This window comes from Mycobacterium sp. B14F4 (genome assembly GCF_039871645.1).
Taxonomy (GTDB): domain Bacteria; phylum Actinomycetota; class Actinomycetes; order Mycobacteriales; family Mycobacteriaceae; genus Mycobacterium.
Genome location: NZ_JBDPMF010000008.1, coordinates 145055 through 165205, shown reverse-complemented (window position 1 = coordinate 165205; position 20151 = coordinate 145055). Strand labels below are relative to the sequence as shown.

At 69.9% G+C, this 20151-nt stretch carries 15 protein-coding genes; 11 read left to right on the top strand and 4 right to left on the bottom strand.

Going from position 1 to position 20151, the window contains the following annotated elements; translation table 11 throughout:
• Positions 1–8: 8 nt before the first annotated feature.
• Complete coding sequence (locus ABGB19_RS21190) at positions 9–4298, bottom strand: AAA family ATPase (protein WP_347688046.1); 4290 nt, start codon at positions 4296–4298, stop codon at positions 9–11.
• A 242-nt stretch (positions 4299–4540) separates the two neighbouring features.
• Between ABGB19_RS21190 and eccB the strand changes: the two genes are divergently transcribed.
• Positions 4541–5920 (top strand): type VII secretion protein EccB, encoded by a 1380-nt coding sequence (eccB, locus tag ABGB19_RS21185; RefSeq protein ID WP_347687958.1) that lies wholly within the window; start codon positions 4541–4543, stop codon positions 5918–5920.
• On the opposite strand, the gene mycP is transcribed toward eccB, so the two are convergent.
• Positions 5909–7198, bottom strand: a complete 1290-nt coding sequence (gene mycP / locus ABGB19_RS21180) for a type VII secretion-associated serine protease mycosin (protein ID WP_347687957.1) — start codon at positions 7196–7198, stop codon at positions 5909–5911. The genes eccB and mycP overlap by 12 nt on opposite strands.
• Before the next feature lie 59 nt (positions 7199–7257).
• Positions 7258–8553: a type VII secretion integral membrane protein EccD gene (gene eccD / locus ABGB19_RS21175; RefSeq protein WP_347687956.1), complete on the bottom strand. Its 1296-nt coding sequence runs from the start codon at positions 8551–8553 to the stop codon at positions 7258–7260.
• A gap of 139 nt (positions 8554–8692) precedes the next feature.
• Here eccD and eccCa point away from each other — a divergent pair, with 139 nt between their 5' ends.
• The 4 genes from eccCa (at position 8693) to ABGB19_RS21155 (ending at position 14364) form a co-directional block, all read left to right on the top strand.
• On the top strand, positions 8693–12505 hold the full coding sequence (eccCa, locus tag ABGB19_RS21170; RefSeq protein ID WP_347687955.1) for a type VII secretion protein EccCa: 3813 nt from the start codon (positions 8693–8695) through the stop codon (positions 12503–12505).
• Positions 12502–13671, top strand: a complete 1170-nt coding sequence (locus ABGB19_RS21165) for a type VII secretion-associated protein (protein WP_347687954.1) — start codon at positions 12502–12504, stop codon at positions 13669–13671. The genes eccCa and ABGB19_RS21165 overlap by 4 nt, the downstream gene beginning before the upstream one ends.
• 67 nt (positions 13672–13738) lie before the next feature.
• Positions 13739–14056 (top strand): WXG100 family type VII secretion target, encoded by a 318-nt coding sequence (locus ABGB19_RS21160; RefSeq protein WP_347687953.1) that lies wholly within the window; start codon positions 13739–13741, stop codon positions 14054–14056.
• Between the two features lie 11 nt (positions 14057–14067).
• Positions 14068–14364, top strand: coding sequence for a WXG100 family type VII secretion target (locus ABGB19_RS21155; protein ID WP_347687952.1), 297 nt, complete (start codon positions 14068–14070; stop codon positions 14362–14364).
• 146 nt (positions 14365–14510) lie between these two features.
• Here the strand turns inward: ABGB19_RS21155 and ABGB19_RS21150 are convergent, their stop codons facing one another.
• Positions 14511–15011, bottom strand: a complete 501-nt coding sequence (locus tag ABGB19_RS21150) for a putative immunity protein (RefSeq protein WP_347687951.1) — start codon at positions 15009–15011, stop codon at positions 14511–14513.
• Positions 15012–15254: 243 nt separating this feature from the next.
• Between ABGB19_RS21150 and rplM the strand changes: the two genes are divergently transcribed.
• The 6 genes from rplM to ABGB19_RS21120 all read left to right on the top strand — a co-directional run bounded on the left by rplM (position 15255) and on the right by ABGB19_RS21120 (position 20144).
• Complete coding sequence (rplM, locus tag ABGB19_RS21145; RefSeq protein ID WP_347687950.1) at positions 15255–15698, top strand: 50S ribosomal protein L13; 444 nt, start codon at positions 15255–15257, stop codon at positions 15696–15698.
• A gap of 26 nt (positions 15699–15724) precedes the next feature.
• Positions 15725–16159 (top strand): 30S ribosomal protein S9, encoded by a 435-nt coding sequence (rpsI, locus tag ABGB19_RS21140; RefSeq protein ID WP_347688045.1) that lies wholly within the window; start codon positions 15725–15727, stop codon positions 16157–16159.
• 372 nt (positions 16160–16531) lie between these two features.
• Complete coding sequence (locus ABGB19_RS21135; RefSeq protein ID WP_347687949.1) at positions 16532–16882, top strand: hypothetical protein; 351 nt, start codon at positions 16532–16534, stop codon at positions 16880–16882.
• 149 nt (positions 16883–17031) lie between these two features.
• A complete protein-coding gene (gene glmM / locus ABGB19_RS21130) occupies positions 17032–18369 on the top strand; it encodes a phosphoglucosamine mutase (RefSeq protein WP_347687948.1) in 1338 nt (445 codons plus the stop codon).
• Positions 18370–18409: 40 nt separating this feature from the next.
• Positions 18410–18715: a type VII secretion target gene (locus ABGB19_RS21125; protein ID WP_347687947.1), complete on the top strand. Its 306-nt coding sequence runs from the start codon at positions 18410–18412 to the stop codon at positions 18713–18715.
• A 1-nt stretch (position 18716) separates the two neighbouring features.
• Entirely contained in the window at positions 18717–20144 is a 1428-nt protein-coding gene (locus tag ABGB19_RS21120) for a hypothetical protein (RefSeq protein ID WP_347687946.1), read from the top strand.
• The last annotated feature ends 7 nt before the right edge of the window (positions 20145–20151 follow it).

Below are 20151 nucleotides of genomic sequence, written 5' to 3'. Positions count from 1 at the left end.
TGGCACTACTACTTCTGCCGAAGCGCGACCTCTTGACCTGGAGACATCTCGCCCCGGACGACGGCGTCACAATGCGCAAGGTGCAGCGAGGCGACCGGGTCGTCGGCCAGCAGTTCGCGGCATCGTTCGAAGGCGGCGCGGGCGCCGTCGACGTCGCCCGCGTCGAACAACGCGAACGCCGTGTCGAAGGCCGGCTGCGCGGCTCGCTTGGCCACCCGCAGCGGCTCCGGATCCTCGTCGAAGACCTCGTAGATGGTGACCGGCTTGCGCCGGTTGACCACCATGACGCGCTCCATCCTGCGGACGTCGAACTCGTCCGGGCTCGACAGCCCCCGGTAGGTCTTGTCCGAGATGAGCAGGGCCGAGCCGTAGCGCTTGGTGATGCTCTCGATGCGCGCCGCCAGGTTGACCGCATCACCGATGATGGTGAGCACCATCCGGTTGACTCCGCCGACGAGCCCGACGCCCACCGGTCCGGTGTTGATGCCGATCCCGGCCTGCAACTCCTGGGAGCCGTGCGCGAGCCGGTCGAGGTTGTGGTCCCGCAACGAGCGCATCATGGCGAGCCCGGCCCGGACGGCGTCGGACTCCGATTCGAAGACCGCGACGATCTCGTCGCCCCGGACATCCTGGATCATGCCGTTGCAGGAGATGATCGGCACTTCGACCGCCCGCAGGAATCCCATCGCGAGATTGCTTGCCTCGGAGACGTTCATGTCCTCGAGCATGGTTGTGTAGCCGCGGATGTCGGAGATGAGCACCGTCATCACCCGTTCGACGCGGTAGCCGCTGCGGACTCGGCGGAGGTCGTCGATGTCGAGAATGCGCAGCAGTTCGTTCGGCACGAACCGCGACTGCACGTCCATCAACGAGCGCCGGTATTCGTCGGCGGCGCGCAGTTGCGCCTCGAGCTGGAAGTTCCACAGTGGCGCCGCCGCCTGGGCGCACAGGAAGGCCACCGCGTCCTCGTGCTCGGCGGTGAAGTGGGCGTTCGGCTGCTGATGTTCGGCATAGATCACGCCGATTATCCTGTCCTGCACCTTGATTGGGACGGCCAGGGTCGGCAGGCTCGCGATGTTGGTGACCATCAGGGGAGCTCCGGTGTCGACGACGCGTCGCACGATCTCACGGTCGTAGCGCACCTCCGTCCACGGGCCGTCCACGCTCTTCGTCTCACCGCGCTCGTGGACGGCCCGGATCGAGAGCTGCTGCCCGTCGCCGGTCAGCCCCAGGACCCGGTTCGCGCCGGTGGTGTCCGCGACCGCGCCGAGCACGATGCTCGCCAGACCGTCCGGTGTCCTGGCGGCCGACAGGGCGCGGATGATGTGGTGGGCTGCCACCGAGTCGAGGCCGGCCGAGCCCGCCTGCACGAGGGTGGGGCTGAGCAGCCACGGATGCTCGCGGGCCATCCTGGCCGTGCGCAGTGTCATGCCCTGGGCCGAGAAGCGTTGATAGGCCGACCGGAGCATCTCGCGGTGGAGCCGCGCACGACCCGTCTCGGCGTGGAGGGTCGCCGCCTCCTCGTACGCGAGGGCGCCGATCAACGGAAGGTGGTGCTGTTCTGCGAGTTCGATGGCCCGCTCCAGGTGCCCCTCGGCCTTCGCGTACCGCTTGCGGGCCCGTTCCGACGCTCCTTCGAGCAGTGCGCACGGAGCCTCGTAGTTGGCGGGCGCGCCTGCCGCCCACTTGCGGTGCAGCCGAATCGCGCGCCGGACCATCTGCTGTGTCGAGCGCTCGCCCGGGGCGACATGAAGCGCACTCAGCGCGCTGATCATGTGCACCAGCTGCTCCACCGCCGTGCCCGCCATCCCGCCGATATGGGCGAGTGCATCCTCGGTGGCGCCCAGCGCGCCCGCGTAGTCACCACCCCAGAAGTACAGGCCCTGTTTGACATTCGCGGCCACGCTCAGCGCCACTTCGTCGCCCTCGCGGCGCGCCGCGGGCAGTGCCTCCCGTTCGTCGTACCCGCTCTCGCCGGCCAGCAGGAACGGATCCTCACTGCGGCCCATCAAGTTCAGGCTCAACTGCTGAAGGGCCTGGCAGAGTGTGCTCGGCACCGGTTGAGACCGGATCTCGGGAACCAGATCCTGTGCGATCGCGTCGATCTCGGCAAGGGGACGGCCGACCCAGAACGACTGGGCGAGCAGAACCGCACAGAGGAAGCCGCCGTACTCCTGGTCGCCGTGGTCCAGCGCCTCGGCGATCGCATCGGGCAACTGGTTGAGGCCGTCGCGGATCGGGTGACGCCAGTGCCGGATGAAGTTGAGGTACATGAACAGCGTCTCGGGCCGGGCCTCCCGGAACTCCGGGCGCTCGGTCAGCTCCAGGGCGGCCTCGCCGAATCGCTGGCTGCCTGCGGTGTCCCCGGTCATCGCCAGCAACAGTCCGTAACCGGCCAGCACCGTCGGCGAGTTGGGGCTGTGGCCGTGGGCGAAGGTGAGGTCGAGCTGCTTGCGCACGATGACGGGAAACAGGTTGGGCCGCACCAGATACGACAAGCTGCGCATCTCAGCGAGGATCCGTTGCATCTCGGTGACGCGCCGGTCCTCGCATAACGGCAGCGCCAGCAGCCGGTCGCTGCTCCAGCGGCGCGTCGTCAACTTCATGCGCACCAGGGCGTTGGCCATCCGCGGCTTGCCGGCGTCGCGCGGCAGCGGCTCGCCCAGGTCGGCGAGCGCGTGCAGGCCGGTGTCCATCGCCTCCTGGAGGTGGTTCTCCGTGAATCGGCCCTTGAGCCGGAGGTAGGCCAACCGGGCGCGGTCGGCGGGATCGTCCAGATGCTCGCCGGCCTCGTCGAGCAGCGAGTGCAACGTCGCCACGTCGCCGACCGCCAGCGCGGCGTCCGCGGCGTCGAGTTGCAGCTCGCGGGTCAGCGCAGGGTGTGCCGCCCACCGCTGCGCACCGAGCAGGTGCAGACCGCGCTGGCAGCACTCCAGGGCCAGCGGGAAGGAGGCCTGGGCGCGGGCCTTGCCCGCCGCGCGGTGCAGCACGTCGACGAAGCGCATGCGCTCCTCGTCGAGCACCTCGAGACCGCCGAACCCGATATGCCGTGCGGCCTCGAACAGCCGGTCGTCGCCCCGCTCGACGATGTGCCGGCCGAGCCGGAGGTGAACGGCCCTCTGCTCGTCTGGCGGGAGTCGGTCCCTGGCGACCTCGGCGAGGCGGTCGTGGCTGAACCGGTACCGCGCGTCGCGGCTGATCGCATTGTGTATCCGCTGGCCACGGGAGTCGACGGCGTCGATCAACCGGAACTCCTGTCCGGCCCACAGGGCCTGGGCCACGACGTCGGGCGCCCGGCCGGCCGCGGCGGAGGCGTCGGCGAGATCGAACTCGCCGCCGATACAGGCCAGTGCGCTCAGCACCTCGAGGTCCGCCGGTCGCAACTTGTCGAGGTAGTCGCCGAGGAATTCGGCGGCGGTCGCGCTGACCTCGATCGAGGCCAGGACGCGCAGGTCCCAGGTCGGACGGCCGCCCGCGCCGACGGGAACGAGGGCGCCTTCCTGCTGCGCGCGGTGAAGTAGCTGACGGACCTGAAGGGGGTTGCCACCGGTCCGGTGGTGGAATTCGGCGGCGACGTCGCTGAGCTCCAGGCCGCGGCCACACACCTCCGCCAGCAGCTCCTCGAGATCGTCGCGAGGCAGCGGGCCGAGGTCGATGCGCCGCACACTGTCCGAGTCGAAACCTGCTGTCGTGGGCTCGAATTCACCGGCACGGTGCGCTCCGAGGATGAGCACGTTGCGGACCGACACCGTGAGTAGTTCCGAGAGCAACGACAGCGAATCCCGGTCTGCCCACTGCAGGTCGTCGATCGCCAGGACGACGGGCCGGTAGCTCGCGGTCGCGGAGAGCAGGCGGATGGCGGCCCGCTGCAGCCGGCGTCGGGCATCCGATGCCTCCAGATCGGCCGGCTGTGGTACGCCGTCGGACACCTGCGCCAGATCCGGCACCAGGTCGCCGAGCACGCCGGTGAGCGTCGACGTCCCGCCGCCGAGATCCGCTCGCCACCGGTCACGCTCGGCTACGGAGGTGGCCTCCATCGTGCGGACCAGCGCGCCGAGCGCATCGCCCAACGCGGAATACGGTGCCACGACACCGTCGCGGTATCGCCCGTAGGCGAATACGCACTCGCGGTCGGAGACCTCGGTGCCGAAGGCCTGCATGAGAGTGGTCTTGCCCACCCCCGGCACGCCGCTGACCAGCACACAGCTGCCGCCGACGCGTTCGGCCGTCTCGACGGCGCTGCGAAGCTCGTCGAACTCGTCCCGGCGGTCGGCCACGCGACCGTCGAGGTCGAGCACGGGCGAGGTCACGGTCCACTACGCACCATGGCGTGCGCCCCTCGGACGGCACGCAAATCGCAAAGCGAACTGCATACCCGGCCTCACCCTTCAACCGCGAACGTCAACATCGTAATGAGCCGACGGCCGCCGCGCGGAGGATGCGCAATTTCGCGCAGTCGAGGCGGTTTCGAGTCCAGCCGCGCGAAGAAGTGGTGTCGGCGTGTCCCAGCGGCCCTTAGGCTGGCCTGCGGGGGAGAGCAATGACGGGGCGATCGAACGTCGGACTTGAGGTCAGCGGACAGCGGTTTCTCATCCGGCGGATGGCGCATGCGTTGGTCCGTGGCGACGTGCGCATGCTCGACGATCCGCTGCGCTCGCAGTCACTTTCCCTGACTGCCGGCTGCGTACTCGCTGTGATCGCGATCGGCGCATGCGCCGTGCTCGCGGTTTTTCAACCGCGCGGCAGCCTCGGCGAGTCGCCGATCATGATGGTGCGTGACTCCGGAGCGATGTACGTGCGCATCGGCGACACCGTGCATCCGGTGCACAACCTGGCGTCGGCACGGCTGGTGACCGGGACCGCCGCCGCACCGGAACTGATCGGTCAATCGGCGGTGAACGACGCACCCCGAGGCGCGATGCTCGGCATCCCCGGTGCACCCGATGCCATCGGAAACCCGTTGACTGCGAAAGAATCCGGGTGGACGGTCTGCGAGGACGCCACGTCGACGACCACGCTGATGGCCGGCACCCCGGCCGGGCCGCCGGCGGCGTACCAGAGCGCGCTGGTCACCGCGCGCGACGGAAGCGACCCGTCGACATATCTGCTCTATGACGGCCGGCGCGCGAAGGTGGACCTGCGCATCCCCGCCGTGGTGAGGGCACTCAAGCTGGACGGTGTTGCGCCGCGGCCTGTTTCGCACGCGCTGCTCGACGCCCTCCCCGAGGCCCCCGAGATCGCCGCTCCCCGGATTCCCCATGCCGGTGCCGCGGGGCCGTCGGTGTTGCACGGGTTCCCGGTGGGCACGGTGATCCGGGTGCCCCGTGCACAGTCGTCCGAATTGTTCGTCGTTCTCGCCGACGGAGTGCAGCGGATCGGTGCGGTGACTGCCGACCTCATCCGGTTCACCCAGTCGCATGGCCGGCGCGAGATCGCCGCCGTGGCGCCGGGGGCCGTCGGCGCCGTGCCCGTCGTGGACCACCTTCCCGTTCGCGGCCATCCCGAGCGGGGCGGCGCCACCGACGCACCGGTGGTGTGTGCGCAGTGGGGATGGTCGGCGGACGCGGGACGGGTCTGGAGCGCGGTGGTCGCGGCGAACGCCCTCCCGCCGGGTGAGCCACGCACGCTGGCGCAGGCCGACGCGGCGGGCCCGCAGATCGACTCCGTCGTCTTCCCCGATGGCCGCAGCGCGTATGTCCGGGCTTGCGGGGTGAGCGGCGACGGTGCGCTGACCGGGCCGCTGTACCTCGTCAGTGACGCCGGTGTCGCGTTCGGCGTTCACGACGAGGACGCGGGCAAGCGACTGGGCCTTGGCGCCCCGGTGCCTGCTCCGTGGCCGGTGCTTGCGCGTCTGCCGCGGGGGCCGGAGTTGAGTGTCGCCGCAGCGTCGGTCGCGCGCGACACCGTCTCAACGCCGTAACCGCCTCGCGGACAGCGTCGTCAAGGTGACGACCGAGCCGGCGAGGCAGAGGAGCGCCCCCTGGACGGCCAGTCGGGCGGGCCGGGGGTCCTGCCTGCCCGGGGCGGGACGCGACACCGTCGACGGCCGGTCGCCGTCGGCGCTGTGCCGCGGCACAGCGCTGCCGGTCACCGCCGCGAGCACGTCGACCACACCGTGGCCGACGACCGGATCCCAACCGCCGGCCGGGTGACGGGCGGTGTCCTCGATGCGCTGCATCACCTGACGAGCCGTCAGCTGCGGTGACCGTGACCGCAACAGCGCGACGACACCGGAGACGACGGGAGCGGCGTAACTCGTTCCGGCGATCGGCTTTTCACCGGACGCCGTCGGCATCGTGTCGATCAACCCCTCACCGTCGGGGTCCAACGAGAGAACCTCTTCACCAGGTGCGGCCACATCGACCCACGGGCCGGCCAGGCTGAACGCCGACGGTGCCCCGTCGGACCCGACCGAACCCACGGTCAACACGTAGTCGTCGTACCAGGCCGGGCTCACCACCACGTTGACGACGGACCAGTCCGGGCGACCGGACCGGGCGGGGTCGGCGGCCGGATTCTGGTCCGGGCACTGGCCGGGAGTGCCCACGTTGCCGGCCGCGGCCACGACGACAACGTTCTTGACGTCGACCGCGTACGCGAGTGCGGCGCCGAGCGCCCGGTCGTCCATGGCCGAGTCTGCGGGCACACATGCGACGGTGGAGATGTTGACGACGGTGGCACCCATGTCGGCCGCGGACCGGACCGCGCGCGCGAGAGTGTCGACGTCACCGAAGCCGCCGACTCCCCCGGGATCGTCGGATGCCCGGAACTTGTTGCTGGACTGCCGGATCCCGATCAGCCTCGCCTCCGGTGCGACACCGCTGAACTCACGTTCTCGATCACCTTCCGGTGAGGCGCCGACGATCCCGGCCACGATGGTGCCGTGTCCGTCGCAGTCGTCGGTGCCGTCTGCGCCCGACACGTAATCACCGCCCGGGATGAGATGCGGCAGCAGACGGTGACGGGTGACGCCGGTGTCGATCACCGCGACGGTCTGACCGGCCCCGCGGGTCAGCGCCCAGACCGACGGCAGATCCATGTCGGCGAGTTGACCGCCGACACCACCGGGTGCCCCCGGGGCGATACACGGGTCGGCTTGTTCGGTGGGTCGCGGCGGCGCCGGGGGACTCGGCGCGGGCAATGCCGAATCATCCACCGCAGGTGGCGTTACCGCGGCGGCATCCGGCGCGATGAGCACGGGGGCGAAGGCCGCGCACGCAGCTGCGCAAGCACGCGCGGTCCGGCAGGCGTTGATCCTCACAGCAGCGCCGCATCCCGAACGAGGCCGTACACGCCGCCGACCCAGCAGGCGAGCGGGACGGTGACCGCCAGCGTCACATACTCGGTGACGTCGGCCATCCGGTGCGCCACCGGCCCGAAGGTCAGGCCGAGCAGAGGAGTCAGCGTACCCGCGGCGGCGGCCACGGCCGGGATGCTGAACCAGTGCGCGGCCTGCGGCGCCGACATTGCGCCGACGGCGAAAGCCGTTGCCACGCCGAGCGAACCAGAGACGATGAGCACGCCGCGTCGCACCGGATCGGGGTGGGTGCGCGCCCGCAGCGTCAGCGCGACACCGACCAGGGCGGTGAAGGCCACCGCGGGCAGCGGTGATGAACGGCCGGTTGCCTGCCCGTACGCGACGAGCACCGCGCCGACGGCCGCCGCGATCGCTGAACCGGACACCATTCCCGTCAGGGTGGTGTGGGCGAGCGCCGCGCGCCGTTCGTCGACATCCGGCGCCGAAGCATCGTCGGCGGTGGGGCCGACCCTGGCGATCGCGATCGCCATTCGTGGCGCGGCGCCGACGGCGGCGAGCGACAGCGTCGCCAGCGACGCACCGACCGCCGCAGGCCGCAGACTCCACATGACGCCGGCCATCGAGGCGGTCGCGACGAGCAGTGTGAGCGGGACCAGCGCGGTCAAAGTGGTTGCGCCGCAGCTGGTCAGCCGGAGCAGCAGTGCCGACACCGCGCACGCCGCCGCGGAGGCGAGCAGGAGGTGCGCGGCGACCGGACCCGCCGGGACGGCGATCGCGCCCGAGACGGCGGCGAACAACACCGCGATCAGGCCGCACGCTGACACGATCGGCAGCGCATGCGGTGTGCGCCGCGCCGCCACCGCTGCGACGAGGCCGGCGGCGCTCAGAGTGGCGCCGACGAGCCAGCGTGCATCGCCGGTCGCGCGGGCCGACCACAGGAGGGCCGCTGCGCCGACGCTCGCCGTGATCATGCCGGCGGCGACGAAGACGGCCGGTGCCGGATCGCGGTCGGCGGCAGCCTTCGCGACGACATGGCAGGGGTCTCGCTCGGTCCACCGGAAGGTCGGCGGGTCGTCGGTGGTGAGCCACAGCAGTTCACCGTCGTGAACCACGTTCTGTCGCAAGGTCAAAGATTCGTCGAGAGGGCGGTCGCCGATGCGATGCAGCCGCCACCGGCCTTCCACGGCATCGTGATCGTCGCGAACGATGTCGACGATGGACGGCAGGAGCTGGGCGAGATCGACAGTGCTCGGCAGCGCGAGATCGACGGTCCTCCCGTCGTGGTGAACCGCCACCCGACAGAGTGTGTCTGGCATCGCAACCCCCCGATGACGTGCGAGGTACTCACCGTAAACCGGTGTGCGGACGGTGTTGTGCGGCAATCGAGCGGCCTGTGGATGGAACCGAACGACGCCCCGCCGCGTCCGATCAGTGATGGAGTTCGATCGCGAGCAGAGGCTGCCGGTGCCGCCGGTCACCACCGGCGAGGTCGCGGTGAAGGCGCCGCCGGCGCTACCGAAGCCCGCTGCCGGGAACGCGGTGGCGCGGCTGCTGCCACTGGTCATGCTCGTCGCGTGCGTGGGGATGATGGCGGTGTACTTCACCACGGGTGTGGCGTCGAAGCGCAGCCCGATGTTCATGTTCTTTCCGGTCATGATGGCGATGTCGGCGCTCGGGTCGGTCGTCTACGGTGCGCGCGGCGGCGCCGCGCGATCGGCCGAGATCGATGCGAGTCGGCGGAACTACCTGCGGTACCTCGATTCGCTCGACGATGCGCTGGCCGCGGCGGTCGATGCGCAACGGCGGTCGCAGCGCTGGAGCCATCCCGGCCCCGAACTCCTGTGGGCGCTGGTGGGTGACCGGCGGATGTGGGAGCGCAGACCGGGTGATTCAGACTGTCTGCGAGTTCGGATCGGGGTCGGCTCGCTCGGCTTGTGCACACCGCTCGCCGCGCCCGACGCGAATCCGGACGAGGACGCCGACCCCGTCACCACCTCGGCCATGCGCACCCTGGTCGGTCGGCGGTCTGCCGTGGACGGACTGCCGGTCGCCCTGCCGCTACGGGAGATCCCCCTGCTGACGATCCACGGTGACCGGGAGACCGCCCGGGCGATGGTTCGGGCGATGGTGTGTCAGCTGGCCGTGTGGCACGGTCCCGACCAGGTGGCGATTGCCGCCGTTGTGGATTCCGCGTATCGGGAGCCGTGGGACTGGCTGAAATGGCTGCCCCAACATCAGGATTCGCACCAGGTGGACGCGGTCGGGCCCGTGCGGCTGGTCTTCGACACCGTCGAGGCGGCGGTGACGGCGCTCGGCACCGGTTCTCGGCACCCCGTGGTGATCCTCGACGGCGGTAGGCCGGGAGACGCCGGGGCGGGCGCGGCCTCCGAGCGCATCACCGTGATCGAGGTGGCGCCGACGTTGTGCGAGAACACGAATCCGGTCTCGGTGACTCTCGACGCGGACGGGATGACCGTGCGCGATTCGGCCGGCTACATGTCCGGCCGCCCCGATGCGCTGACGCAGGTGCAGGCGACGGTGTGTGCCCGCCGGCTGTCACGCTACGTGCTCGGTGCGGCGACGAGCGATCGGCGTCGTTCACCGACCGCGCGGGACTGGCTCGATCTGATGGACATGGCCGATCCGCACGCCCTCGCGACCGAAAGACTCTGGGGCGTGCGGTCGCCGCGGATCAAGCCGGTGCCGATCGGCGTCGCAGAGGACGGATCGCCGGTGACGATCGACATCAACGAGGCGGCCCACGGGGGTATCGGCCCGCATGGCCTGTGCGTCGGCGCGACGGGATCCGGAAAGTCGGAGTTTCTGCGGACGCTCGTGCTGGGCTTGATCACCTGCCATCCACCGGATGTCCTCAACCTCGTGCTGGTCGATTTCAAGGGAGGTGCGACCTTCCTGGGCCTGGAGCGCGCCCGCCATGTCGCCGCGGTGATCACCAACCTCGCGGACGAGGCGCACCTCGTCGCCAGGATGAGCGATGCGCTCGCCGGTGAACTCCATCGCCGTCAGGAAGTGCTCCGGGCGGCAGGCGGATTCGCCAACACCGACGACTACCACCGCGCGCGAGCGCGCGGCGAGGCGCTCGGCCCGCTGCCCGCCTTGGTCGTCATCGTCGACGAGTTCTCCGAGCTGCTCAGCCAGAACCCGGACTTCGCCGAGTTGTTCGTGGCGATCGGCCGGGTGGGCCGCTCGCTGGGCATCCACCTGTTGTTGGCGAGTCAGCGGCTGGACGAGGGGCGGCTGCGCGGCCTGGACACTCACCTGTCGTATCGCATCTGCCTGAAAACGTTCTCGCCCAGCGAATCCCGATCTGTGTTGGGTGTGCCCGACGCCCATCAGTTGCCCAACACTCCCGGCGCCGCATTGCTGAAGACCGCGGCCGGTGACCTGATCCGGTTCCAGACCGCCTTCGTGTCGGAGCCCTGCCGGCCTCCGCAGGACGACGCGGCAGAGCCGGCGGCGCCGCGCGTCTTCACCGCCGCGGCTGTGCGGGAACAAGATCACCGGCGTCAGGAACGCGACGTCGGCGCGCTCACCGTGCTCGAGGCGGTGGTGGACCGGGTGGCCGGCCGGGGCGACGCTGCACACCGGATATGGTTGCCGCCACTGGACGCGTCACCCACGCTCGACATGCTGGAAACCGGCGGCCCGGCGCTGAGCGTCCCGATCGGACTGGTGGACAGCCCATTCGAGCAGCGACGCGGTGTGCTGTCGGCGCAGTTGGGTGGGGCCGGAGGCAATGTTGCGATCGTGGGAGCGCCCCGATCGGGCAAGTCGACGACCCTGCGCACGCTGATGCTCGCGCTCGCCGAAACTCACGGTCCGGCCGAGGTGAGCTTCTACTGCCTCGACTTCGGCGGGGGCACTTTGGCCGGGATGCGTCCGATGCCACATGTCGGATCGGTGGCCGGCAGGCACGACGCGGATCTGTGCCGTCGCACCGTTGCCGTCATGGCATCGTTGATGCGGTCACGCGAGGAGCACTTCCGCCGGTCGGGGATCGACTCGATGACCGAATACCGCGCGCAGCGCGCCACGACCGACTGCGCGGCCGCCGACCCCTACGGTGACGTGTTCCTCGTCGTGGATGGCTGGGCCGCCGTGCGACAGGAATTCGAGCCGCTCGAGGGGCCGATCAGCGCGATCGCCGCGCAGGGCCTGTCCTTCGGGGTGCACGTGGTACTCACCGCTTCGCGCTGGGCGGAGCTGCGGCCTGCGGTCAAGGACCAGATCGCCACGCGCATCGAACTGCGCCTGGGCGATCCGGCCGAATCCGAGATGGACCGCCGTCGTGCCCGCACGCTCGGGAGCTCCCCGCCGGGCCGGGGCATCACGGCCGACGGGCGGGAGATGGTGATAGCCCTGCCGCGATGGGACGGCGAAAGCTCCGCGACGGGTCTGACGGAGGCGATCGGCGCGACCGTCGAGCGATTACTCGAGCGTTGGCCGGATGCCCGTGCCCCACAAGTCGAGTTGCTGCCCAGCGTCGTGCATCACCGCGACCTCCTCCGCGAAGAGGGGTCCGAGCGCTCACCGACCGACGTCGTTCTCGGCCTGGGGGAACACGACTTGCGCCCCGTCGTCGCGGATTTCGCCGAGCAGCCGCACTTGCTGGTGCTCGGCGAGTCCGGATGCGGTAAGTCGGCACTGCTGCGGCTGCTGTGCCGGGAGGTCATCCGCACCGCGAGCGCGGATCAGGTGCAGCTCGAGATCGTCGACTTCCGCCGCGCGCTACTCGGGGTCGTCGAGTCCGAGCACCTCTCGGGTTACGCCGCATCCCCGGCCGCCCTGACGTCCAGGCTGGAGAAGGTGCTCGACCGACTCCGGGCCCGCTTGCCCGGCGAGGACGTGACGCAACGGCAGCTGCGCGACAGATCGTGGTGGTCGGGGCCCGCGATCTTTCTCGTCATCGACGACTACGACCTGGTCGCCGCATCGACGGGTAACCCGCTGACACCGCTGGCCGACTTCCTGCCGCACGCAGCGGATCTCGGGCTGCACGTGGTCGTTGCCCGGCGATCCGGGGGCGCGGCGAGAGCGATGTTCGACCCGGTTCTGGCCCGCATGCGGGAGGTCGGCTGCATGGGTCTGATGATGAGCGCGAGCCCGGAGGAGGGTGTGCTCCTCGGTTCGGTCCGGCCGTCGCCGCAACCTCCCGGGCGCGGCACGCTCACCACCCGAAGCCGCGGCGAACAGCTTGTCCAGATCGGCTGGACGGAGCCTCCGTGAGCGCTGCCGTCGTCGAGGTCGGGCCCGCGGCGGTGCGAGGACCTCAGCGGGCTCCCGACGATTTGGTCGGCGCTGCAATCGAATACATCGACGACGGTCTCGGGCTGCTCGGCGAGCGGCCGGTCTCGGTCGAGGTCCTGTGGACCGGAGTGATGCGGGCAGCGGTGGGTCGCGATGCCGATGCGGTCGTTCTCGTCTGCCCGACGTGGTGGCCTGCCTCTCGTATCGAACGCGTGCGGACGGCCGCGCGGAGGCTGGTGCCCGACGTCGCGGATGTCGAGGTGCTGCGGCGGGGTCCGTTGCTCGGTCAGAATGCGTCTCGGCACGGCACGGTGGTCGTGGAGATCGCCGCCGAGCTGATCGTCGTGACGGGCGACGGGCCAGGCGCCGTCGTTCCGATACTCGGCGACACCGGCGCGGTAGCGGCCAAGGTGCAAGCCGCCGTTGGCGTTTCGACGGCGGTGCTGATCGATGCGCCGGCGGGCGTGGACGGGGCCGCCGCGCTGGGCAGGGCGATCGCCGACCGGCTGCGTCCAGACGGCGTCGCGGTCACGTGGGCCGACGAGGCTGCGGTCCGACGGGCCGCGTCCTCATCGGTTTCTGAGGCGATCGCCACCGACGAGCGCGGATGCTCCGTCGGGCACCTGCGGAGGGCGTCGGCGCTGGCGGGTGTGGTGGCCGCCGTGGCGGTGTGCGCCGGGTTCGCGCTGCGCGGCGGCGCCGAGCAGGAAGGGGCGAGTCGCCTGCTGGTCGAAGGCCGCATCGCGGTCGTGGTGCCCGCGGGGTGGCCGGTGCACCGGGTCACCACCGGTCCGGGATCGGCTCGGCTGCAGCTTGATTCACCATCGGACGGCGATGTCGCCCTGCACCTCACTCAGTCGGTCGGCGGCGCACAAGGCGATCTGGTGACGACTGGCGAGTCGCTGAGGGCGGCGCTGGCCGGCGAGTCGGACGACGTCTTCGTCGGCTTCGAGGCGTCCGGCGTCCGGGCCGGCCGACCTGCCGTGACGTACCGCGAGGTGCGCCGGAACCGGCATGTCGCGTGGACGGTGCTCGTCGACGGAAGTGTGCGCATCGCGATCGGCTGCCAGAGTCCCCCGGCACGCGAGGACCTGGTTCGGGACGTATGCGATCAGGCCGTCGGATCCGCTCACGCGACGCCGTAGGAGTTCGGTGGAACCGAACGGGTACCGGGTGCGTCGAAACAGTCATAACCGATCAGAAAGGACACCCATGACGACAGGCGGATCCCTGAATACCGACTTCGACCTGATGACGTCCGTCGCGAGCAGGACCGATGCCCTCAACGAGGAAATCCGCGCGATGCTGCAGTCGTTCATCGGCCGGATGAGCGCGGTACCGCCATCGGTATGGGGCGGTGCCGCAGCGACGCGCTTCCGCGACGTCGTCGACCGGTGGAACGGCGAATCGCTGAAACTCCATGCGGCACTCGGTCGGATCGCCGAGACGATCCGACTCAATCAGCAGACGCTTCACGAAGCCGCCGATAGCCATTCGCACCGGATCGGTGCGGTCGCCAACCATCTGTAGAGGAGTTCGCTATGGACCATGTGCTGTCGTACAACTTCGACGAGATCGAGTACACGGTGCGTCAGGAGATCCACGCGACGTCCGCCCGGTTCAACGGTGCGCTCGACGAACTGCGGGCCGAGATCGCGCCGCTGCAGCAGGTCTGGACGCGGGACGCGGCCGAGGCGTACCGCGTCGAGCAGCAGCGGTGGGAGCAGGCGGCGACCGCCCTCAACGAGATCCTGGTCAACCTGGGCAACGCGGTTCGCGACGGCGCGGACGACGTCGCCGCCACCGACCGCAGCGCGGCGAGTGCTTGGGGCGGATAGCCGCGCGGGGACCTGTGCGGCCCGTTCGGAGGGGAGCTGGACAATCCGCACCGGATGGTTCTGCGCCACCGTGGTCGTGGGAGAGGCGGCCGCGGTGGCGCAGGGCCTACTCACTCCGGAGGGAGGTGTCCAAATCTCGTAGCAGTTCACCGCCCCGCCCGCCGCCTGGCGGAGCCGGCGGGTAGCGCTTCAGGGACGTCCACCACGACGGCACCCGCGGCGTCGCGGAATCGAGCCAGGTGTTCGTCCGCCACGGACGGATCGCCACCGGCGGCGAGTTGGAACGCCCGCGCGGCGTGCGCTGCCGACCCAAGGATGTGCTTCACCTGGGTTGCTTTCGCCAAGGGGTGCAGATAGGCGGCGCTGGCCGCGCCGACAGCCGCACGAGCAGCGTCGCTCGCTGCGGGCCGTCCTCCGTCACGCGCCTCCTGCGCCGCCCGCATCGCCGCCCACGCCGCGTCCCGGAGCAGCTTGGTGCGTCCCGCTCCGTCTGCGAACTGCTGTGCGGCGTCGACCGCGGCGCACGGCCGCCGATCGCCGGGGAATTCGGCTACGAAGATCGGCAGCGCGGTCCGCGCGCAGGCCGCGGCATACCGGGCGACCTCACGGAGTTCGGCCACGTCGAGTTCGAATGCCGTCTCCGCCACGCCCGCCATTGTGGCTACGACTCGCAGCCGATGCCATCCCGGTCGTGGTCCATCCCCCGACCCGTGAGGATGTCCGGGTGAAGGCGTTTTGACCTGCGATGACGCCGACGGGTAAGCTGCCTCGTTGGCGTGCGGTATGCACGGGTCCTCGGGTCAACGTCGGTCGCCGGGAACCATCCGCCGCAAACGCCTGACCGGCACCCGGGTCACCGGGATCCAACCCGATACAGGAGAGGTAGCACTGTGCCTACATACACGCCGAAGGCGGGTGACACCACGCGTTCGTGGTACGTCATCGACGCCACCGACGTGGTGCTCGGCCGGCTCGCCGTGGCGGCAGCCAACCTGCTGCGCGGCAAGCACAAGCCGACATTCACCCCCAACGTCGACGGTGGCGACTTCGTCATCGTCATCAACGCAGACAAGGTCGCCATCGGCGGCGACAAGCTGCAGAAGAAGTTCGCCTACCGCCACTCGGGTTATCCCGGCGGTCTGCGTAAGCGGTCGCTCGGCGACGAGATGGAAAAGCACGCGGACCGGGTCGTCGAGCGGGCGATCCTGGGCATGATTCCGCACACCAAGCTCGGCCGTCAGATTCAGAAGAAGCTGCGCGTCTACGTGGGGCCGGAGCATCCGCACACCGCTCAGCAGCCGATTCCGTACGAGATCAAGCAGGTGGCCCAGTGACCGAGACCGTTGACACCACTGAAGCCGTGACCGACGCCGCCGCCGAAGCGGCTCCGCGTGAGCCGGTCTTCCTCGACCGTCCCATTCAGACCGTCGGCCGCCGCAAGGAGGCCGTCGTCCGGGTACGCCTGGTTCCCGGCACCGGCCAGTTCAACCTCGATGGCCGCAGTCTTGAGGCCTACTTCCCGAACAAGGTGCACCAGCAGTTGATCAAGGCTCCGCTGGTCACCGTCGACCGGCTGGAGAGCTTCGACATCTACGCCCACCTCGACGGTGGCGGCCCGTCCGGCCAGGCCGGCGCGCTGCGACTGGCCATTGCGCGGGCGCTGATCCTGGTGCAGCCGGAGGACCGTCCGGCGCTGAAGAAGGCTGGCTTCCTGACCCGCGACCCGCGGGCCATCGAGCGCAAGAAGTACGGCCTGAAGAAGGCGCGCAAGGCGCCTCAGTACAGCAAACGCTGATCGAACCGATCGAAGACGCCGGGCGTGCTTGCACGCCCGGCGTTTCGTTTGCTGGATACCGCCGCGATAATTTTTCTGGCGGCGCGAGTAACGTCGCGGGCGGTACGGACAGGATCGCTGTCATAGGCCCGACCTGCGACTACAAGCGAAAATATTTTCGAGTCAGTTAATTAGCAGATTTACCTTATGTGCCGGGGTCCCGATCCAATTCCCGATTTCCTGTTTGGCTTCCCGGTCGTTCGTGGAACCCCTGGCGCGGAAGCAGAGGCGTCTTTTGCGTCACGGCAGGCAGGCCCTGCCACCGGTGGCGTAAGCCCGTCGGGGGTCCGGATCCATTGCTTCCCGACCGAAAGGGAATTACGAATGCGAGACATGATGAAGCGGGCGACCGCTGGTGCCGTTATGGGTGGAGCGCTGCTGTTCACCGGCGGAATGGGTGTGGCAGCTGCACAGCCGCTCCAACTTCAAGACGGACTGGTGAACTTGGCGATCGGCGACGTATCAGTGCTCAACGACGTGAACGTCGGGGTCGCGGCGCAGATATCTGCCTTGCTCTGCGACACCGTCGATGTTGGCCAGCTCGGAGTCTTGGCCGAGCAGATCGACAGCGGTGCGGAGGAAAGCTACACGTGCACGAGCGAGGTCGGTGACATCACCATGTCGCAGAATGGCTCGGGGAACTCGGAGAACGCTCCGGGCGCGGCAAATCGTCCCGCGCGGTAAGTTCTGACCAGCAATCACCGCCCGCATCCCGTCCAGGGGTGCGGGCGGTGACCCGTTTCCGGTCTCGCCCAGGTACCGGTTCGGCGTAGAGACGGTCGATGACCACGTCGGTTGTGTTTGAACGGTCCATCTATGAGAAGTTTGTCCGCATGGGTCGGATGTTCGGCACCGACGGGGTGCGCGGTGTCGCCAACCGTGATCTGACCGCTGAGCTGGCGTTGGCTTTGGGCTCCGCGGCGGCTCGGCGGCTGGGCAGCGCTGGGGGGCATGCCCGACGGGTGGCCGTTGTCGGCCGCGATCCGCGCGCCAGCGGCGAGATGCTGGAGGCTGCGGTCATTGCAGGCCTGACCAGCGAGGGCGTGGACGCCCTGCGCGTCGGCGTCCTTCCGACCCCGGCGGTGGCCTACCTGACGAGCGCCTACGACGCCGACTTCGGCGTGATGATCAGCGCATCGCACAACCCGATGCCCGACAACGGCATCAAGATCTTCGGGCCGGGCGGTCACAAGCTCGACGACGCCACCGAGGACCGCATCGAGGAACTGGTCCATCAGGGACCGGGTGAGCGGCCCACCGGCGCCGCTCTGGGCCGCGTCGTCGACGCCGAGGACGCACTCGACCGTTACCTGCGTCATGCAGGCAAGGCCGTGACCACGCGGCTGGACCAGCTCACCGTCGTCGTCGATTGCGCCAACGGCGCCGCCTCCACGGCGGCGCCGAGCGCGTATCGCGCCGCGGGCGCCAACGTCATCGCGATCAACGCGCAACCCGACGGCCTCAACATCAACCACCAGTGCGGGTCGACCCACATGGAGGCGCTGCGCTCGGCGGTGGTGTCCTACGGCGCCGATCTCGGCCTCGCGCACGACGGCGACGCCGACCGCTGCCTTGCCGTGGACGCCGGCGGTCGCGTGGTCGACGGCGACGCCATCATGGTGATCCTCGCGTTGGCGATGCAGGCGACCGGCGAACTGTCGTCCGACACCCTGGTCACGACGGTGATGAGCAACCTGGGCCTGCACCTCGCGATGCGTGCGGCGGGCATCGAGGTCCGCACCACGAGCGTCGGCGACCGTTACGTGCTCGAGGAGCTGCGGGCCGGCGAGTACTCGCTGGGCGGCGAGCAGTCCGGCCACATCGTGATGCCGGCGATGGGAACGACCGGCGACGGCATCGTAACCGGCCTGCGCCTGATGTCGCGCATGGCGCAGACGCGGGCCACCCTCGCGGCGCTGGCCGCGCCGATGCGGACCCTGCCTCAGGTCCTCATCAACGTCGAGGTCGCGGACAAGGCGACGGTGGCCGACGCTCCCTCGGTCCGCACGGCGGTCGCCGAGGCGGAAGCGGAACTCGGCGACACCGGGCGAATCCTGTTGCGGCCATCCGGGACCGAACAGGTTGTGCGGGTGATGGTGGAGGCGGCCGACGAGGACACCGCACGGCAGTTGGCGGTCCGCGTGGCCGAGACGGTCAGCGCTCAGCGCTGAGGGCGGAACCGCCGGGCGCGCTGCTGCGTCCAAGCCATACATGGGAGAAACTGACGCTGCCCGCGTCGACGTGGCCGCTTTGGTGAATGTCGCCCGGCAGTACCAGGCCGTCGCCGACACCGTCGACGATGCGGTGCGGATGCATCTGAGCAGCTTGGTTTTCGACGGCGCCGCCGCGGGCCGGGCGTACACCGGTCGCGGCGATGTCCTGCGGACGAGCGTCAATGACGTGGTGCACGGACTGCGGCAGTGGTCACGGGCGTCGGCGGAGATCGCGGCGACGCTGCGAGCCTCTGCTGATCGATATGCCGATGCCGACGCCCGCACGGCCGACCGAGTGAGTTGACGTGGCCGAGGCCTTCGATGCTCCAGCGCGATTGGCTGAGGGGCTGCCCGGTGTCGCCGACATCGAGCGCTACGTCTCGGCGTGCCATGCGCTGGGCTACCGGCATCCCGATCTGACGGCCCATGCCGCACAGGTGCGCGACTGGTACGCCAGTGAAGACGGCATGAATCTTCGGGCCTTGCAGGCGGATTGCGCTGCGCTACAGTCGGTTACCGCTGCATTCGACGAGGCGCTCGTCCGGCAGGACGCGCAGCGGACGGTGCTCGCGGCGGCGTGGCAGGGCGCCGGCGCGCTTGCGTCGCAGGAGTTCCTTGCGCGGCATGCGGAGACCTCGGCACTTGCACTGGCGGCCGTTCGAACCGCCACGCATGCGCTGGCCGACTTGCGCGACCGCCTATGGCAGGCCGTCGACGGCAAGGTGGCGACCGTGCTGGCCATCGACGACAGCGCGCAGCCGCGCCGCGATCAGTGGCTGTCAGCGGCACAGACGGTGATCACCGGGGCGGGTGATCGCGCGGCGGCGAGCGAGCTTGTCGATCAGGAGGTGAAGCCGTTCGTGGACAGCGTGATCGGAGGGCAGTGGCTGTCGGCGATGCGCGCGGCCGTCGACGCCGTCGAAGCGGCCTACGACGCCGCGACAGCCGACCTCGCCTCGTCGGCGGGCACGTCGTTCGAGGTGCCGGGCGAGCTCGGCCCGGCGTGGCCGCCCGCCTCGAGCGACGGCACGGGTGCGGTCGCCCCGGCTGGGACCGTGATGGCGTCGGCGCCGGACGGCGGCGCACCGCCGGTCACCCCGGCTGGATGGATCCCACCTGCCTCGCCGGCCGGTTCTTCGTTCGCACCTCCCGGAGCGGCGCCGCCCGCCGTGGCGGCAGCGCCGCCAGCGCCCGTCGCGCCGCTGCCGGCCGATGCCGGCACGGCCCCGGCGACGGCGGCACCATCCTCGCCCTCTCTCGGTGGCGGCGGCCTGCCCGATATCGGTAGCGGGCTTTCGAGTTTCGGGCAGCAGCTGGGTGACCTCTTCGGCGGATTGCTCGGCCCCGGCGACGGCGGCTTCGACCCGGGTGAGGCCGGGGACGAATTGAACATCGACGAACCCGACGAACCCGACGAACTCGAGGACGCCGACGATCTCGACGAGACCAGTGAGGACCCCGACGATGTCGACGAGGATGGTGAACCGGAAACCGAAGTAGGCGAGGAAGAGTCGGAGGAGCCCGTCGATCCGGCTGCGACCGATGCCTGCCCGCCGCAAGAGGCGCCCGCGAGTTCGCTCGACACGCCGCCGGAGGAACCCGCCGCGACCCCGCCCCCCGAGCCGGCAGACCCCGCGGAGCCGTTAGCCGTTTCGTCCGAGCCGCCTGCTGAACTCGACAGTGGGACACCATGTGAGATCGCGGCCGATGAGTTGCCGCAGATCGGGGAGTAGCGAGTAG

Excerpts from the sequence above, each read along its gene's own strand:
- eccB (WP_347687958.1), top strand. The coding sequence starts at position 4,541 with ATGACGGGGCGATCGAACGTCGGACTTGAGGTCAGCGGACAGCGGTTT.
- eccCa (WP_347687955.1), top strand. The coding sequence starts at position 8,693 with ATGGAGTTCGATCGCGAGCAGAGGCTGCCGGTGCCGCCGGTCACCACC.
- ABGB19_RS21160 (WP_347687953.1), top strand. The coding sequence starts at position 13,739 with ATGACGACAGGCGGATCCCTGAATACCGACTTCGACCTGATGACGTCC.
- ABGB19_RS21155 (WP_347687952.1), top strand. The coding sequence starts at position 14,068 with ATGGACCATGTGCTGTCGTACAACTTCGACGAGATCGAGTACACGGTG.
- ABGB19_RS21135 (WP_347687949.1), top strand. The coding sequence starts at position 16,532 with ATGATGAAGCGGGCGACCGCTGGTGCCGTTATGGGTGGAGCGCTGCTG.
- glmM (WP_347687948.1), top strand. The coding sequence starts at position 17,032 with ATGGGTCGGATGTTCGGCACCGACGGGGTGCGCGGTGTCGCCAACCGT.
- ABGB19_RS21125 (WP_347687947.1), top strand. The coding sequence starts at position 18,410 with ATGGGAGAAACTGACGCTGCCCGCGTCGACGTGGCCGCTTTGGTGAAT.